The sequence below is a fragment of the Kitasatospora sp. NPDC094028 genome (genome assembly GCF_049543595.1).
In the GTDB taxonomy this organism is placed as follows: Bacteria; Actinomycetota; Actinomycetes; order Streptomycetales; family Streptomycetaceae; genus Kitasatospora.
In genome coordinates this window covers 53,991-69,791 of record NZ_JBMVFA010000017.1, presented here as the reverse complement: position 1 = coordinate 69,791, position 15,801 = coordinate 53,991, and the positions used below count along the sequence as shown (strand labels likewise).

Sequence of the window (15,801 nt, the reverse complement as noted above, 5' to 3'; positions counted from 1 at the left end):
GGTGCCGTCGGGCGTGCGCCGGGCGGCACCCGGGCGGTGAGGATCCGGGCGGTCAGGCCCGCTCGGCGGTGAAGACGAGCGAGGCGTTGTGCCCGCCGAATCCGAAGGAGTTGGTGAGCGCCGCGCCGAGCGTGCCGCGTCGCGGCCGGCCGGCGACGACGTCGAGCTTCACCTGCGGGTCGAGGTCGTCGAGGTTGCGAGTGGCGGGGATGACCCGGTCGCGGAGGGAGAGGATCACGGAGACGGCTCCGAGGGCGCCGGCGGCGCCGAAGAGGTGCCCGGTCATCGACTTGGTGGCGGTGACGGCCGGGTGCAGGCCGATGGCCTCGGCGATGGACTCGGCCTCGGTGAGGTCGCCCTTCGGGGTGGAGGTCGCGTGGGCGTGCACGTGCTGGATGTCGAGCGGGTCGAGCCCGGCCGACGCGAGGGCGAGGCGCATCGCGCGGACCTGCCCCTCCGGGTGGGCGGAGGTGATGTGGTGCGCGTCGGAGGTGACCCCTGCGCCGGCCAGGACGGCGTGCACACGGGCGGCGCGGGCGGCCGCGAAGTCGGCCCGTTCCAGGACGACCAGGGCCGCCCCTTCACCGATGACGAAGCCGTCCCGGTGGGCGTCGAACGGCCTGGACGCCTCCTGGGGCGCGTCGTTGCGGGTGGAGTGGGCCTTGGCCTGCGCGAACCCGGCCAGCGGGAGGGGGTGGATGCAGGCCTCGGCCCCGCCCGCGACGACGACGTCCGCGCGCCCCAGGCGGATCAGGTCGAGGCCCATCGCGATCGCCTCGGCCCCCGAGGCGCAGGCGCTGACGGGAGTGTGGGCACCGCCCCGGGCGCCGAGCTCGATGCTGACCCAGGCCGCGGGCCCGTTGGCCATCAGCATCGGCACGGTGTGGGGCGAGACCTTGCGCACGCCGGAGGCCTCCAGGACGTCGTCCTGGGCCAGCATGCTCAGTGCGCCGCCGGTGCCGGTGCCGATCACCACGGCGAGGCGTTCCGGTTCGACGGCGGGCCGCCCGGCGTCGGCCCACGCCTCGCGGGCGGCGATCAGCGCGATCTGCTCGCACCGGTCCAGCCGCCGGGCCTGCACCCGGTCGATCACCTCGCCGGGCTCGACGCGCAGTCGGCCCGCGATCCGCACCGGCAGCTGGGCCGCGCAGTCCTCCTCGATCGCGCTGATCCCGGAGTCCCCGGCCAGCAGCCCGGCCCAGGTCGACGGGATGTCGCCGCCGAGCGGCGTGGTGGCTCCCAGGCCGGTCACCACGACCTTCGTCGCACCGGCCGTACCGGCCGTGTCACTCGTGCCACGCGCGCCACCCATGCCCGTCGTACCCGAAATACCCGTTGTCATCGAACAGCCCCCTTTGTGGATGAGACACACCTCACGTCCGAAGCCGGAACGCGAGGTGATCACGGCATCTGCCACTCTTCCAGCGGAGTTACACACCATCAGGTGCCGTGATCAACGGAGCCGCGCGCGTGGAATTGTCGAGTTCTCACAATGACAGGACGGTGTGGCAGGGGGTCAGCGGATGCCTTCGACCGCCGCCTGCGCCGCGCGGGCCAGCTCCCGGCGGGCACCCGCGCGGGTGGGGTGCGGCGGGGGCGGGGGGATCGGCGGCCGGAACGTCACCTCCGCGACCAGGCCGCGCACCGCGACGACCCGGGCCAGCGAGGTGAGCAGTCCGTCGTCGCCGACGAAGGCCGGCACGCTGGTGGGGCGACCGTCCGCCAGCCGGTAGCGGATCGTCACCGGTTGGACGAGGGCGCCGGCGTCCACCGCGGCCTGGAACAGCGCGGGCCGGAAGCGTCCGCTCTCCAGCCCGCACCACGTCGATCCCTCCGGGAAGACGATCACCGGCCGCCCGTCGCGGAGCACCTCGGCGACCGCCGCCACGGTGTCCGGCAGGGTCCGCAGCCGGTCCCGGTCCAGGAAGACGGTGCCGCCCCAGGCGACCAGCGGCCCGAGCACCGGCCACTGCCGGACCTCGGTCTTGGCCAGCGACCGCCCCGGCCGGCCGGCCGCGAGCAGCGGGATGTCCAGCCAGGACACGTGGTTGGCGACCACCAGTACCCCGCCGCCGGCCCCCGCCCCGCCGGCGGCACCGAGGCCGGCCCCGGTCCCGGCCCTGGTACCGGTCCCGGCCCCGGTCAGGTAGACCGTCACCCCGAGGCTGCGCAGCACCAGCCGGGCCCAGAACCGGACCAGGCGGTCCTGGGTGCCGTAGGGCAGCAGCCGCACCGGCAGGATCAGCGCCACCCCGGCCAGCACGACCGCGAGGCAGGCGGTCAGCCGCAGCGCCCGCCGGGGGCGGGAGACCTCCGGCGCGTGCCCGGCCAGGCAGGTCTCCGGCCGGCAGGGCGCGGTCGGCAGCCAGACGCTCATGAGGAGGTGCCCAGGGCGGCCGCCCCGGAGAGGAAGTGCCGCAGGTAGCGCGGGTCGGTGCGCTCCAGCGAGAGCAGCACGTACAGGTCGGCGCAGCCGAAGTCGGGGTCGTGGGCGGCCTCGCCGCAGACCCAGGCGCCGAGCCGCAGGTAGCCGCGGAGCAGGGCCGGCAGGGCGCCCTGCGCGGCGCGCGGCACGCCGGTGGCGTCCCAGCGGCGGCGCGGGGTGACGCGGTACTCGGCGGGCGCCAGGTACTTGGCGCTGACGGTGTCCCAGACCCGGGCCGCGGTGGCGCCGCCGTCCGCCAGGTCGATGGAGCAGCAGCCGCCGACCCAGGTGTTGCCGGTGTCGGCGAGGTAGCGGGCGATGCCGCCCCACATCAGGTTGATGACGGCGCCGTTGCCCCGGTGGTCGGGGTGGATGCAGGAGCGGCCGAGTTCGACCAGGCCGGGGCGGACGGGCGCGAGCGCGGAGAGGTCGAACTCGCCGTCCGAGTAGAGCCGGCCGGCCCGGCGGGCGGCCTCGGGGCGCAGCAGCCGGTAGGTGCCGACGACCGTGCCGTGCTCGCTCTCGCGGACGAGGAGGTGGTCGCAGAACTCGTCGAAGGGGTCGACGTCGAGGCCGGCGAGCGGGCTGTGCAGGACGGCGCCGAGCTCGGCGGCGAACACCTGGTGGCGCAGCCGCTGGGCGGCGCGCACGTCGTCCTCGTCGCGGGCGAGGGAGACGGTGTAGGCGGCCGGGTCGGCCTTCGGGGCCTGGGTCTGGGCCGGGGCCTGGGCCGGCTGTCGGCGGGGCGCGGGCACCGCCGGGGCCTGCTGGGCGGGGGCGACTGCGGTCGGAGCGTACGTGGGGACGGTGGTCATGGCGGACCCTCCAGGGCAGCACGATCGGCGGTGCCTGGCATCGCCAGGGCACCGTCCCGGTTCGCAGGCGGTGGAGCGGGGACGCGAACCGGTCACCGTATGTCTGTCCGAGCCGGTTGGCATTCACGTTGCCGCGCGGCGGAGCGCAGATGTGCAGCTGCTGAATGGGACCACCCGTGGCCTGGTGGCCATCTGCCGGGCACCGGACGCTCGTTCGCCGGGGGTGGACAGCCCCCGGGGGCGTGGTGCACGGCGGGGGCGTGCGCCGTCGACGCGCGCCCCCGCCGGAGGGCTCAGTACGCGCGCCAGCCCTGCGGGTCGACGCCGCCCGGCACCGCCCCGCCCGGACCGTACGGCTCGCGGGTGTAAACGAAGGAGCCGACGTCCAAGTGCCCGATCGTGCCATCGGAGTTCCGGACCACCCGCAGGGTCTCGCCCGCGTAGTAGCGGTCGAGGCCGAGCCAGGTGCCGTCCGGCTGCGGCCGGAACCGGGCGCTCCGGCCGTGGCCGGCCAGCGACGTCAACTCCAGGACGCGGCCCGGCCGCAGCCGCAGGATGTTGGGTGTGGCGCCCCAGTACCACGGGCCGGTGAGTGCCAGCAGCTCCTCGTCCACCTCGGGCAGCGGGCGCCAGGGCTCGGGCAGCCGGGGCTCGCGTTCGGCGGTGAGCGCGATCAACTCGGCGGCCAGCAGCTGGGTGTTGGCGCCGCTGGTGGCGTTGGCCAGGGCGAAGGCGGCCAGGCCGTCCGCCTCGCTGACCCACAGACCGGCGGTGAAGCCGGGCATCGAGCCGGAGTGCCCGTACAGCACCCGGCCCTCGTGGCGGCGCAGTTGCAGGCCGAGTCCGTAGGCGGAGGTCCAGTCCTCGTCCTCCGGGCCGATCGCCGGGCGGCGCATCTCGGCGAGCGAGTCGGCGCCCAACACCTTGTCGTCGCCGGCCGCGAGGAAGGCCGCCCAGCGGGCCAGGTCGGCGCCGGTGGACCAGAGTTGGCCGGCCGGGCCCATCAGGCCGGTGTCGGTGAGCGGTTCGGGCATCATGACGTCGGCCCACGGGTGGACGGCGAAGCCGCCGGCGTGCGGGTGCTCGGGCAGCAGCGTGGTGCGGTCCATGCCGAGCGGCGCCAGCACCTCGCGCCGCAGCACCTCGCCCCACGGCTCGCCGCGCAGCCGCTCGACCAGGGCGCCGAGCAGCGCGTAGCCGGGGTTGGAGTAGTGGTGCCGGCGCCCGGCCGGGTGCTTGACCGGGTGTTCGGCCTCCAGCAGGTCGGCGAGTCCGGGCCGCAGCGCGCCATCGGTCCGCTCCCACCACGGCGGGGGCGTCTCGGCCGCGAGCCCGGCGGAGTGCGCGAGCAGCTGGGCGACGGTGGCCGCGTCGGCGGGGGTGCCGGGCAGGTGGCGGCCGAGCGGGTCGCCGAGGTCGAGCAGGCCCTCGTCGCGCAGCCGCACCACCAGGACGGCTACGAAGGTCTTGGTGAGCGAGCCGATCCGGAACTGCACGTCCGGGGTGGGTGCGTGCCCGTCGATCATGCTGCGCGCGCCGGTCCAGACCGGCTGCCCGTCCCGGACCACGCCGGCCACCACGGCGGGCGCGCGCCCCTCGGACTGGGCCAGGGCGACCTGGTGGAACAGCGCGCGGCGGGTGTCCGGCAGCAACTCGCCGGGCAGCTCGGTCAGGTGTTCTGGGAAACTCGTCGGCATGGGGACGGACAGTAGCCCAGCCCGCCCCCGGAGTCGGCCGATTAATCGTCGGAGCGGCAACGGTCAGCCGTCAGAGCGGCAGCGGCGGAAGCTCCGGCCGGTGCAGCCAGGCCTCGAACAGCGGGCCGAGCGGCCCGTCGGTGTACCGGGCGGCGTGCAGCAGCAGGTCCTCGGTGCCCACGGCGCCGCCCCGGTGCACGGCCGTCCAGTCCCGCAGCATGGCGAAGAACGCGTCGTCGCCGAGCGCGCGGCGCAATGCGTGCACGGCGAGGCCGCCGCGCTGGTACAGCCGGTCGTCGAACATCAGCTTGCGGCCCGGGTCGGCCAGCCGGAGGTCCTGCGGCAGACCGGCCAGCAGGTGGTGCGCGGCGGCCGCGTGGGTGGCCGCCGCCGGGCCGCCGGCGTGCTCGGACCACAGCCACTCCGCGTACTTGGCGAAGCCCTCGTTGAGCCAGATGTGCCGCCAGTCGGCGATCGAGACGCTGTTGCCGAACCACTGGTGGGCCAGCTCGTGCGCGATCAGCCGCTCGCGCTCCCAGCCGCCGCCGAGGTGGTTGGTGCCGAAGGTGGCGACGCCCTGCGCCTCGACGGGAACGTCCAGTTCCTCGTCCGCCACCACCACCGCGTACTCGCCGAAGGGGTACGGCCCGAACGCCTCGTCGAAGAAGGCCATCATCGCGGGCTGCCGGGCGAAGTCCCGGGCGAAGTCGGCGGCCAGCCGCTCCGGCACGTACCCGGTCTGCGGCACGTGGCCCGGCCCGGCCATCGGGCCGGAGCGCTCGGTCAGCGGCACCGGCCGGTACGGTCCGATCGACACCGTCACCAGGTACGGCGAGGTCGGCGCGCTCTGCTCGTACACCCAGGTGGTGCTGGACGCCCGGGTGGTGCGGGTCAGCAGCCGGCCGCTCGCCACCACGGTGAACGGGGACGGCGTGGTGACCGACAGCTGGTAGGAGGCCTTGTCGGCGGGCCGGTCGTTGCACGGGAACCAGGACGGCGCGCCGATCGGCTGACTGGCCACCAGCGCGCCCTCCGACAGCTCCTCCCAGCCCAGGCCGCCCCACGGGCTGCGCACCGGGCGCGGGTTGCCGGTGTAGTGCACCTCGACGGTGAAGGCGGCGCCCGCCGCCAGGGCCTTGGCCGGGCGCACCCGCAGCTTGCCGCCGCGGTGGGTGTAGCGGGCGGCCTTGCCGTCGACCAGCACCCGGCCGATCCGGAACTCGGCCAGGTCGAGCGCGAACTCGGCCAGCGCGGCGTCGGCCACCGCGGTCAGCCGGGCCGAGCCGGCCAGCCGGTTGGGCCCGGGCCGGTAGTCGACGGCGAGTTCGTAGCGGTGCACCCGGTAGCGGTGGTCGCCGCTGGTCGGGAAGTACGGGTCCGGGGCGCCGGCGGCGGCCGGGGCGTGCTTGGGCTTCACGGGGACGGGCGCTTCCTGCGGGCCGGGACGGGCGGTCTCGGGGGTGGTCACGACGTGGTCTGCCATGCCTCGATGGGGTTGCCCAGCCACCGCGTGTCGGCGGGGACGGACTCGGCACGCATCACCAGCGAGGCCGGGCCCAGCGTGCTGCGCGCGCCCACCGTGCTGCCGGGCAGCACGATCCCGCCCGGGCCCAGGGTGGCGCCCTCGCGGAGGACCACAGTATCCATCCGCATGATCCGGTCGTGGAAGAGGTGGGTCTGCACCACGCAGCCCCGGTTGATGCTGACGCCGTCGCCGAGGGTGACCAGGTCCGCCTCCGGCAGCCAGTAGCTCTCGCACCAGACGCCCTGCCCGACGCGCGCGCCCAGCGCCCGCAGCCACAGGTTCAGCACCGGGGTGCCCGGCACCGCGCCGACCAGCCACGGCACCGCCAGCACCTCGACGAAGGTGTCCGCCAGCTCGTTGCGCCACACGAAGCCGCTCCACAGCGGATGCTCCACCGCCCGGAATCGCCCGACCAGCAGCCACTTCGCGGCCACCGCGACCAGGCAGGCCAGGCCGCCCGCCGCCAGCAACACCAGGCCGGAGAGCAGCGCGGCGAGCAGGACGGAGCCGTCCGCCAGCCAGGACAGCGCCGCCACGGTCAGCAGCCCCAGCGCCCCCGAGGCGAGCACCGGCAGCAGCCGGGCCAGCTCGACCAGCCCGCGCGCCCACAGCAGCCGGGTCGGCGGCTCGTACGTCAGGCTCTGGTCGGCCTCGTCCGCGGCGCGCGGCAGCCGCATCGGCGGCATGCCCAGGTAGGAGCTGCCCTTCTTCGCCTTCTCCGGCGTCGCCGACAGCACGCCCACCAGGCCCCGCTTGGGCACCGAGCGGCCCGGCGCGGTCATCCCCGAGTTGCCGAGGAAGGCCCGTTCGCCGACCTTGGCCTCGCCCAGGCGCATCCAGCCGCCGCCCAGCTCGTAGGGCGCGATCAGGGTGTCGTCGGCGAGGAACGCGCCGTCGCCGACCGTGGTCAGGCTGGGCAGCGCCAGCACCGTGGACACCTCGGCGCCCCGGCCGACCCGCATCCCGAGCGCCCGCAGCCACAGCGGTGTCACCAGCCCGGCGTACAGCGGGAACAGCACCTCGCGGGCCCGGTCCATCAGCTGGGTGACGGTCCACGCCTGCCAGCTGACCCGGCCCTGCAGCGGGTGCACCCCGGGCGCCAGGCCGATGCTCAGCAGCCGGACCAGCGCCACCAGCTGCGCCGCGTACACAGTGCCGTACGCCAGGGTGGCGGGCAGCAGGCCGAGCAGTGCGCCGCCGAGCGCCGGGCCGAGGCTCGCGCCCTGGTCGACGAAGCGGGAGAGCACGGCCAGCCCGGCCACGGCGGGCAGCACCGGGAGCAGGCCGAGCACGGCGTCGCCGGCGCCGTAGACCGCGGCCCAGGCCGGCCGGCGGACCGGGGGCTCCGCGGGCCAGGACCAGGTGGCCCGGCCCAGCTTGACGGCGGGCGCGCCGCCCCAGCGCTGGCCGGTCGGCACCTGGCCGGTGACGCTGGAGCCGGGCAGCACCTGGGCGCGCTTGCCGACCCGGGCACCGGGCAGCAGCGTCGAACGGGTGCCGACCACCGCGTCGGCGCCGACCTTGACCTGGCCGACCTCCAGCCGGTCGCCGTCCAGCCAGTAGCCGCACAGGTCGACCTCGGCCTCGACGGCGCAGCCCCGGCCCAGCTTGAGCATCCCGGTGACGGGCGGCAGCGAGTGCAGGTCCACCTCCTTCGCGACCTTGGCGCCCAGCACGCGGGCGTAGGGGACCAGCCAGGCGCCGGACAGTTCGGTGGCGCCGCTCAGTTCGGCGAGCCGCTCGGCCGCCCACAGCCGCAGGTGCACGGCGCCGCCGCGCGGGTAGCTGCCGGGCCGCAGGCCGCGCAGCAGCAGCCGGGCGCCGCCGGCCCCGATCGCGAGCCGGCCCGGCGCGCTGTACAGCGCGAGCGCGCCCGCGCCGACCGCCCACCACGAGGCGGTGGGCGCCCACGGGAAGTCGCCGAGGTGGGAGAGCAGGTTCCCGGCGGCCAGCAGGGCGACCGTCCAGCGCAGGCCGACCACCGTGAACAGCGGGACCAGCAGGAGCAGCTGCAGCAGCTTGGCCCTGGTCGGCACCAGGGCGACGGTGCGGGCCTCGCCGCCGTCCGCGGCGGTGCGCTCCAGGTGGCGGGCGAGCTTGCGCAGCGTCGGGTGCTGGTAGATGTCCAGCACGGCGGCGCTCGGGTAGCGGGTGCGCAGCAGGGTGGTCAGCCGGGCGGCGGCCAGGCTGCTGCCGCCGATCGCGAAGAAGTCGTCGCGCGCGCCGCCCACCTGGACGCCGAGGATCTCGGCCCACTGCTCGGCCAGCCAGGCCTCGGTGCCGTACAGCTGCTCGCTCGGCCCGGCGGCCTCCAGTTCGGGCAGCGGCCAGGGCAGGGCGGCCCGGTCGACCTTGCCGGAGGTGCGGGTGGGCAGCGTGTCGACGGGCGCGAGCAGCGGCACCAGGGCGGCGGGCAGCTCGGCCCGCAGCCGCTCGACGGCCTGCTCGCGGTCGAAGCCGTCCTGCACGACCAGGTAGCCGACCAGCAGCTGGTTGCCGCCGCGCGCCGTCCGCACGGCGGCGGCCGCGCCGGCCACCCCGGGCAGCGCCTGCAGCGCGGCGTCCACCTCGCCGAGCTCGATCCGGCGGCCGCCGAGCTTGATCTGCTCGTCGGTGCGGCCGAGGAACAGCAGGCCGGCCGGGTCGGCCTGGACCAGGTCGCCGCTGCGGTAGGCGCGCTCCCAGCCGAGTGAGGACAGCGGCGCGTACTTCTCGGCGTCCTTCTCCGGGTCCAGGTAGCGGGCCAGGCCGACGCCGCCGATCACCAGCTGCCCGGCGGCGCCGGGGGCGACCGGCTCGCCGGCCTCGTCGACGACGGCGAGGTCCCAGCCGTCCAGCGGCAGGCCGATCCGGACCGGGCCCTCGCCGGTCAGCAGCGCCGCGCAGGCGACCACGGTGGCCTCGGTCGGGCCGTAGGTGTTCCACAGCTCGCGGCCCTCGGTGACCAGTCGCTGCACCAGCTCGGGCGGGCAGGCCTCGCCGCCGAAGATCAGCAGCCGGACCTCGTTCAGCGCCTCGGCCGGCCACAGCGCGGCCAGCGTCGGCACGGTGGAGACCACGGTGATCTCCTGCTCGGCCAGCCACGGGCCGAGGTCGGCGCCGCTGCGCACCTGGGAGCGGGGGACGGGCACCAGGCAGGCGCCGTGCCGCCAGGCCAGCCACATCTCCTCGCAGGACGCGTCGAACGCGACGGACAGGCCGGCCATCACCCGGTCACCGGGGCCGATCGGCTCGTCCTGGAGGAACAGCGCGGCCTCGGCGTCCACGAACGCGGCGGCGTTGCGGTGGGTGACGGCGACGCCCTTGGGCTTTCCGGTCGAGCCGGAGGTGAAGATGATCCACGCGTCGTCCGCCGGGGCGGGGCGGTGCTCCCCGGCGGGCCCGCGGGTGCCGGTCGTGGTCAGGGCGCGCTCGGCGCCGAGGACGGCGGCGACCTCGGCCTCGCCGAAGACCAGCTGGGCCCGCTCGTCCGGGTCCTCCGCGTCCACCGGCACGTAGGCGGCGCCGGCGGCGAGCACGGCGAGGATCGACACGTACAGGTCGTTGGTGCCCGAGGGCACCCGCACGCCCACCCGGTCGCCCGGCCCGATCCCGGCGGCGGCCAGCCGGCGGCGCAGCCGCTCGACCTCGGCGGCCAGCGCGCGGTAGCTGAGCACGGTGCGCCCGTCGTCCAGGGCCGGCTCGTCGGGGTGGGCGCGCACGGTGGCGTCCAGGACGTCCACCAGGGTGCGCGGCGCGGCGGCCGGGCGGCCCGGGAACAGGGCGCGTGGCCCGGTGGTGTGCTGCTGTTCGTGGTGCGGTTCAGCGGTCATGGCGGACCCTGCGCTCCTCGTCCTCGCCCCGTGCGATCGATGCCCGGCCCTTGGGGGCGGTGGGAGCACTCCCGGACCGGGTGACCCCACTCCGGGGCCGGAGCGGACAACCCGACCGATGGTAGACCCGCCCTCCCGGCCCGGCAGGAGCGGACACTCGGCCCAACTCGGCCGGGAACGGCCGAATCTGATGGAACGTCAGTGAACAAGTGATGCGGTGTAGCTCCGATGTGACGACGCGTCAGTCGAATTGACGGTCCGTCAGGTCGATTTCCGGATCGTGATCCATCCCACAGCGGATCCTGCTCCTTTCGGGTGGCGGGCCCGGCGTTTCGGCCATCCGCCCGGCCCGCCACGCCGCGGCGGGGCTCAGCGGAAGTGGTGCAGGTGCTCGCCGAGGAAGGCTTCCAGGGTGCGCGGGGAGCGGCCGGTCAGGCGGGTGAAGACGCCGTCCGGGGCCTCCCGGCGGGCGACCGCGAGCTGCTGGATCTCGACCACGTGGGAGGCCAGCCAGTCCGGCATCCCGGCCCGGGCGACCAGGTGGGCGTGCAGCCCGGACGGGCTCAGCGCGAGGTGGTGGACCGGTCGGCCGAGCAGTTCGCCGAGCAGCGCGGCCAGCTCCGCGTAGCTGTACGCCTGCCCGCCGGTGAGCGGGTACTCGCCGCCGGCCAGCTCCGGACGGGTGAGCACCTCGGCCGCGGCGTCGCCGACGTCCCGGACGTCCACGTAGTTGCACCGGGCCCCGCCCATCGCGCTGTGGATCAGCCCGGAGGCGGCGATGCCGGGCGCCTGGAGCAGCAGCTTCTGCATGAAGGCGTACGGCCGCAGGACGGTGGTGGGAATGCCGCAGCCGCGCAGCCGCTCCTCGATCAGGTGGTGACCGCGGGAGACGGCGACCGGGGAGTCCGGTTCGGCGGCCGGCGCGGAGACCTTGACGATGTGCTCCACGCCGCAGGCGACGGCCGCGTCGATCGCGTTCAGCTCGTGCCGCACCTGCTGCGGGCCGTTGGCCATGGTGAGCAGGAGCTGGTGCGCGCCGCGGAAGGCCGCCCGCAGGGAGGCCGGGTCGGCGGCGTCGGCCGGGACGGTCTCGGTCCGGGCGAGGGTGCCGTCGTCGAGCGCGGCGGCCAGCCGGGCGGGGTCGCGGCTGAGGGCGCGGCTCGGCGCGCCGAGGGCGGCGAGGCTGCGCAGGGTGGCGCCGCCGGTGGCGCCGGTGGCGCCCATGATGACGATCATGCGGACTGCCTTTCGGGTCGGGTGGTGTCGGTGGGCGGGGTCGGGGCCGGGGCCGGGGTGGTGGGCGGGGTCGGATGTGGGGCCCGGCGGGACGGCCGGGTGCCGCGCCAGCGCCAGGTGACGATCGTGGCGGCGATCGCCGAGGAGACCGGCAGGTCGACCGGCAGCCGGCGGGGCCAGGGGCTGTCGGCGAGGGCCGGGAGGTGCGGGAGCCAGTGCGCGGCGGCCAGCCCGGTGGCGAGGCCGAGCGCGGCGGCGGCGAGGCCGAGTGCGGCGGCCGCGAGTGCGCGCGGCGTCCGGGGCGGCCGGGCGTGCAGCGGTCGGCGGCGCAGGACGGCGCCGAGGGTGGCGGCCACGACGGCGGAGGTCCCGCCGATGGTGGTCAGCGCGGCCACGACCAGCTGGGGCTGGCGGCTGACGGCCCCGCCGAGGCCGGCTGTCAGGGCGGGCATGGCGTAGGAGGTCAGCACCTCCTGCCACAGGACGAAGCGCGGGGGAGCGCCGGGGGCTTTCCTGCTCATGGCTCTCCTTCTGGTGAGCTCTGGTGCTTAGGCACCTAAGTATTTGTGCTTAGGTGCCTAACTATTGAGGCGAAGGGAAGGCGGGCCGCCGGTGGGCGGCCCGCCTCGGGCTGGTCGGATCAGTCGGCGGTCAGTGCGTCCACGCCCGCCACCACCCGGGCCAGCAGGTCCAGGAAGGTGGCGCGCTCCTCGACGGAGAGGCCGCCGACCAGGGCCTGCATCCGGGCGAAGTGCTCGGGCGCGAGCTCGCGCAGCCGGTCGGCGCCGCGCGCGGTGAGGATCACCACGTTGCCCCGGCCGTCCTCGGTGGACGGCCGGCGGGCCACCAGGCCCTCCCGCTCCAGGCCGTCGACCAGGCCGGTCACGGTCGCGCGGGAGACGCCCAGGCTCGCCGCGAGCTGGGAGGGCGACTTCTCGCCGCCGTGGTCCTCCAGGTCGGCCAGTAGTCGGTAGCGGCCGGTGGACAGTCCGAACCGGCCGAAGTGCACCTCCCCGGCCTGCCCGATCCGGGCTCCCGCCGCCATCAGCCGGGCCGCGACCAGCACTGCCTGCGGATCGGCCGTCAGGCCGTAGCGGGCGATCTGGCGGCGGGCCTGATCGAGGCTGGGGGAGGCCGGATCGGCCCCGGGGTGCTGCGTCATGGAAGTACTATGGCGCCTAATCAGATCGGCGGTCAAGCGGTGGCCGTGGAGCCCGCCCGCCGCGCCGGGGCGAGGACGGTGTCGAGCCAGTCGAAGGTGACCTGCTGGAACCGCGACATGGCCCCCATGTGGCAGTGCTCGCCCGCGCCCTCGGGCTCGGTCAGCGTGATCACCCTCGCCGCCGCTGCCCGAGGCCGCCCCCGCGGCGGCTCCCGGCCGCACCCCCGGCCGCCGGCTCCCCGGCGGCCCCGTCCTCCAGGACTCGGTGACCGAGGCGATCGCCGCCGCCTTCTTCGAGGAACTGGCGGCGGCCGGCTACGCGCGGCTGTCCCTGGAGGCGGTCGCCAAGCGGGCCGGCGTGGGCAAGGCCGCGATCTACCGCCGCTGGGCGTCCAAGCTGGAGATGACCGTCGACCTGGTCTCCGCCGTCGCTGTCGACGCCTCCGGGGCCGCCGACACCGGCAGCCTGCGCGGCGACGTCCTGGCCTTCCTCACCGAGGCCGCAGACGCGCTCGGCCGGCCGCTGCCCGCGCGGATCATCCCCGACCTGATCGCCGAGGGCGGCCGCACCCCCGAACTGGCCGAAGCGCTGTTCGCCGCCGTCCGCGACACCCGCCGCAGCCGGGCCACCGGGCTCCTGGAGCGGGCGGTCGAGCGCGGAGAACTCCCCGCCGACGTCGACCGCGAGATCGCGCTCGACCTCCTCGCCGGCCCGCTCTACTGGCGCCTCGCGGTCGTCCACACCCCGACCGCACCGGACTACCTGGACCGCCTCACGGACAAGCTGCTCGCCGCCTTCCGGGCCTGACGCCGCCGGGCGGGACACGCGAGTCCACGACCATGCTCCGGGCGCCGGGCCGTGGCTGAGAGGGAGGGCCTAGGGTGTCGGCAGGATCCGGAACAGGGGAGGGCGGACCGTGGCGGGTGAGTTCGACGCGCACGAGCGGCGGATGTGGGCGGGCGCGGCCCGGGCGTACGCGGGGAGCTTCGCGGGGCTGTGCGGAGGGACGACCGGGGCGTTGCTGGACGCGGCCGAGGTCGGTGAGGGGACGCGGGTGCTGGACGTCGGCACCGGGCCCGGCACGGTCGCGGCGGCGGCGCTGGCCCGGGGCGCCCGGGTCGTGGCGGTGGACGCCGAACCGAGCATGGTGGCGCTGGCCACCGCGAACGCCCCGGGGGCGGCGGTCTCGCACGCGGTGCTTCCCGAACTCCCCTTCCCGGACGACTCGTTCGACGCCGTGGTGGCCAACTTCGTGGTCAACCACGTGGAGGACCCGTGGGCGGCGCTGGCCGAGCTGCGCCGGGTCGTGCGACCGGGCGGCCGGGCCGCGGTGACGATCTGGGCCGAGACCGGCAACGAGGCGATGTCCCTGTTCGGCGACGCGCTGGACGAGGCCGGTGTGGTGCGCCCGGTGTTCGCGGCCCGGCCGATGAACTTCCCCCGGACCGTCGACGGCCTGCGCGGGCTGCTGGAGGAGGCGGGCTGGGCCGGGGTGGTCGGCGGCGAGCTGGCCTGGACGCACCGGGCGGACCCGGAGGCCTGGTGGTCCGGGCCGGCCGGCGGGGTGGCCAACATCGGCCTGGTGGTGACCGGGCAGACGCCCGAGACGATTGCCCGGATCAAGTCCGTCTACGACCGGCTGGCGGGTGAGCGCGTGGCGGAGGACGGCCTGCTCGACCTGCCGGCGGTGGCGCTGCTGGCCTCCGGCCGGGCCTGACGGCGGGACGTCGGAGGGGGCCGCCCGATCCGGGCGGCGGCCCCCTCCGGCATCGAGGTCCTCAGCAGGGGGCCTGGGCGGCGGGCTCCGCGATGCGGGGCGGCGTCCAGTCGGCGTGCCGCAGGACGGTGCGCATCATCGCGCCGGGCGGGGTGAGCCGGATCGCGGCGTTGCGCAGGCCGACCGCGAGCGGGTTGGACAGCTGCTGGCCCATCCGGCCCGCGCGGCGGGCGTCCCGGGCCACCGTCTGGCTGCGCGGACGGCGCTGCGCGTCGTAGTGGACGAGCCCGCCCTCGACCGTCCGGCTGTCCGCGACCGACGCCGCCAGGGTCACGGCGTCCTCCAGGGCCTGGCAGGCGCCCTGGCCGAGGAACGGGGTCATCGCGTGCGCGGCGTCGCCGAGCAGGGCGATCCGGCCGACCGCGTACGCGGGCAGCGGGGTGGCCAGTTCGTGGATGTCGTGGTGCAGCACCGCCTCCGGGAGGGTCGCGGCGAGCAGCGCCGGGACCGGCTCGTGCCAGCGGGCGAAGCGGCGGCGGAGCACGGTGAGCGGGTCCCTGGGGCGGACCCCGGCCGGGGCGTTCAGCACGGCGTGCCACTCGGCCCGGCCGTCCGGGAAGGCGATGTGGCCGAACTCGGCGCCGGGGCCCCAGGTGAGTTCGAAGTCGGCGGTCAGGCCCTCGATCGGACGGTCGGTGATCGCCCGCAGGACCGTCGAACCGCTGTACACCGCGCCGGGGTGGCCGGGGAACAGCCGGCGCCGGATGCGGCTGTGGATGCCGTCCGCGGCCACCACCAGGTCCGCGTCGAGGGTCGTGTCGCTGAACCGGACCCGGGGGCGGTCGGGAGTCCCGGATACCTCGGCCGGTTCCCCGCTGATCACCAGGGCCCCCGCGGGCAGCGCCTCGCGCAGGATGCGGTGCAGGTCGGCGCGCGGGATGCCGACGATCGGGGCGCCCAGTTCGCGCTCCAGCGCCCGGCCGTCCATCGCCGCCAGGCGGCGGCCGTCCGGCGTGCGGGTGCCGCCGGTGTACTGGCGGCGCGAGGCCGCCTCGATCCGCTCGCCGACCCCGAGGGCGGCGAGCGCGCGCATCCCGTTGGCGGCCAGCGAGATGCCGGCGCCCGCGTCGTCCAGGACGGCGGCCCGCTCGACCACGGTGACGTCCCACCCGGCCAGGCGGAGGCCGATCGCGGCCGCCAAGCCGCCGATTCCGCCCCCGACCACCACCGCGCTGTTGCTGCTCATGCCCGGTCCTTCCCCTGTTGCGGCGCTGTTTTCTACAGCTGTAGAAGGAGCGTACTCCCGGCTCGTCGGGCAGTGATCGAGGGGGGTGGGGCCGGGCTCCGGGCGGTGCGGGGTACGGGCGGCGGACGGCCGGTTCCGCGGGGGGGCGGGTGGGGCCGGTAGAAA

General features: G+C 76.1%; 13 protein-coding genes. 2 read left to right on the top strand and 11 right to left on the bottom strand.

What is annotated here, in order from left to right; all coding sequences use genetic code 11:
• Nucleotides 1–52: 52 nt before the first annotated feature.
• From ACPC54_RS24445 to ACPC54_RS24400, 10 genes are all read right to left on the bottom strand, one after another.
• Nucleotides 53–1,312, bottom strand: coding sequence for a beta-ketoacyl-[acyl-carrier-protein] synthase family protein (locus tag ACPC54_RS24445; protein ID WP_498967667.1), 1,260 nt, complete (start codon nt 1,310–1,312; stop codon nt 53–55).
• Nucleotides 1,313–1,516: 204 nt separating this feature from the next.
• Complete coding sequence (locus ACPC54_RS24440; protein ID WP_498967665.1) at nt 1,517–2,377, bottom strand: lysophospholipid acyltransferase family protein; 861 nt, start codon at nt 2,375–2,377, stop codon at nt 1,517–1,519.
• On the bottom strand, nt 2,374–3,240 hold the full coding sequence (locus ACPC54_RS24435) for a GNAT family N-acetyltransferase (protein WP_498967664.1): 867 nt from the start codon (nt 3,238–3,240) through the stop codon (nt 2,374–2,376). The genes ACPC54_RS24440 and ACPC54_RS24435 overlap by 4 nt, the downstream gene beginning before the upstream one ends.
• A 293-nt stretch (nt 3,241–3,533) precedes the next feature.
• A complete protein-coding gene (locus ACPC54_RS24430; RefSeq protein WP_498967663.1) occupies nt 3,534–4,937 on the bottom strand; it encodes a serine hydrolase domain-containing protein in 1,404 nt (467 codons plus the stop codon).
• 70 nt (nt 4,938–5,007) lie between these two features.
• Complete coding sequence (locus ACPC54_RS24425) at nt 5,008–6,420, bottom strand: M1 family metallopeptidase (protein ID WP_498967662.1); 1,413 nt, start codon at nt 6,418–6,420, stop codon at nt 5,008–5,010.
• Nucleotides 6,402–10,274, bottom strand: a complete 3,873-nt coding sequence (locus ACPC54_RS24420) for a Pls/PosA family non-ribosomal peptide synthetase (protein ID WP_498967660.1) — start codon at nt 10,272–10,274, stop codon at nt 6,402–6,404. Before ACPC54_RS24420 ends, ACPC54_RS24425 begins: the two co-directional genes overlap by 19 nt.
• Nucleotides 10,275–10,643: 369 nt before the next feature.
• On the bottom strand, nt 10,644–11,510 hold the full coding sequence (locus ACPC54_RS24415; RefSeq protein WP_498967658.1) for an NmrA family NAD(P)-binding protein: 867 nt from the start codon (nt 11,508–11,510) through the stop codon (nt 10,644–10,646).
• A complete protein-coding gene (locus ACPC54_RS24410) occupies nt 11,507–12,031 on the bottom strand; it encodes a hypothetical protein (RefSeq protein WP_498967656.1) in 525 nt (174 codons plus the stop codon). Before ACPC54_RS24410 ends, ACPC54_RS24415 begins: the two co-directional genes overlap by 4 nt.
• 119 nt (nt 12,032–12,150) lie before the next feature.
• The gene (locus ACPC54_RS24405; RefSeq protein WP_498967654.1) at nt 12,151–12,672 is read right to left on the bottom strand and encodes a MarR family winged helix-turn-helix transcriptional regulator; all 522 of its coding nucleotides are present in this window, start codon (nt 12,670–12,672) and stop codon (nt 12,151–12,153) included.
• A 32-nt stretch (nt 12,673–12,704) separates the two neighbouring features.
• Nucleotides 12,705–12,845 carry a hypothetical protein gene (locus ACPC54_RS24400; protein WP_498967652.1) on the bottom strand — a complete coding sequence of 47 codons (141 nt, stop codon included), beginning with the start codon at nt 12,843–12,845 and terminating at the stop codon, nt 12,705–12,707.
• 92 nt (nt 12,846–12,937) lie between these two features.
• On the opposite strand from ACPC54_RS24400, the gene ACPC54_RS24395 reads away from it, so the two are divergent.
• Entirely contained in the window at nt 12,938–13,480 is a 543-nt protein-coding gene (locus tag ACPC54_RS24395) for a TetR/AcrR family transcriptional regulator (RefSeq protein WP_498967650.1), read from the top strand.
• Nucleotides 13,481–13,622: 142 nt separating this feature from the next.
• A complete protein-coding gene (locus ACPC54_RS24390) occupies nt 13,623–14,390 on the top strand; it encodes a class I SAM-dependent methyltransferase (protein WP_498967797.1) in 768 nt (255 codons plus the stop codon).
• A 61-nt stretch (nt 14,391–14,451) separates the two neighbouring features.
• Here the strand turns inward: ACPC54_RS24390 and ACPC54_RS24385 are convergent, their stop codons facing one another.
• Nucleotides 14,452–15,636: an FAD-dependent monooxygenase gene (locus ACPC54_RS24385; RefSeq protein WP_498967648.1), complete on the bottom strand. Its 1,185-nt coding sequence runs from the start codon at nt 15,634–15,636 to the stop codon at nt 14,452–14,454.
• Between the last annotated feature and the right edge of the window lie 165 nt (nt 15,637–15,801).

What these genes read in the sequence shown, in the direction of transcription:
- ACPC54_RS24445 (WP_498967667.1), bottom strand. Translation starts at nt 1,312, where the DNA reads ATGGGTGGCGCGCGTGGCACGAGTGACACGGCCGGTACGGCCGGTGCG.
- ACPC54_RS24440 (WP_498967665.1), bottom strand. Translation starts at nt 2,377, where the DNA reads ATGAGCGTCTGGCTGCCGACCGCGCCCTGCCGGCCGGAGACCTGCCTG.
- ACPC54_RS24435 (WP_498967664.1), bottom strand. Translation starts at nt 3,240, where the DNA reads ATGACCACCGTCCCCACGTACGCTCCGACCGCAGTCGCCCCCGCCCAG.
- ACPC54_RS24430 (WP_498967663.1), bottom strand. Translation starts at nt 4,937, where the DNA reads ATGCCGACGAGTTTCCCAGAACACCTGACCGAGCTGCCCGGCGAGTTG.
- ACPC54_RS24425 (WP_498967662.1), bottom strand. Translation starts at nt 6,420, where the DNA reads ATGGCAGACCACGTCGTGACCACCCCCGAGACCGCCCGTCCCGGCCCG.
- ACPC54_RS24420 (WP_498967660.1), bottom strand. Translation starts at nt 10,274, where the DNA reads ATGACCGCTGAACCGCACCACGAACAGCAGCACACCACCGGGCCACGC.
- ACPC54_RS24415 (WP_498967658.1), bottom strand. Translation starts at nt 11,510, where the DNA reads ATGATCGTCATCATGGGCGCCACCGGCGCCACCGGCGGCGCCACCCTG.
- ACPC54_RS24410 (WP_498967656.1), bottom strand. Translation starts at nt 12,031, where the DNA reads ATGAGCAGGAAAGCCCCCGGCGCTCCCCCGCGCTTCGTCCTGTGGCAG.
- ACPC54_RS24405 (WP_498967654.1), bottom strand. Translation starts at nt 12,672, where the DNA reads ATGACGCAGCACCCCGGGGCCGATCCGGCCTCCCCCAGCCTCGATCAG.
- ACPC54_RS24390 (WP_498967797.1), top strand. Translation starts at nt 13,623, where the DNA reads ATGTGGGCGGGCGCGGCCCGGGCGTACGCGGGGAGCTTCGCGGGGCTG.
- ACPC54_RS24385 (WP_498967648.1), bottom strand. Translation starts at nt 15,636, where the DNA reads ATGAGCAGCAACAGCGCGGTGGTGGTCGGGGGCGGAATCGGCGGCTTG.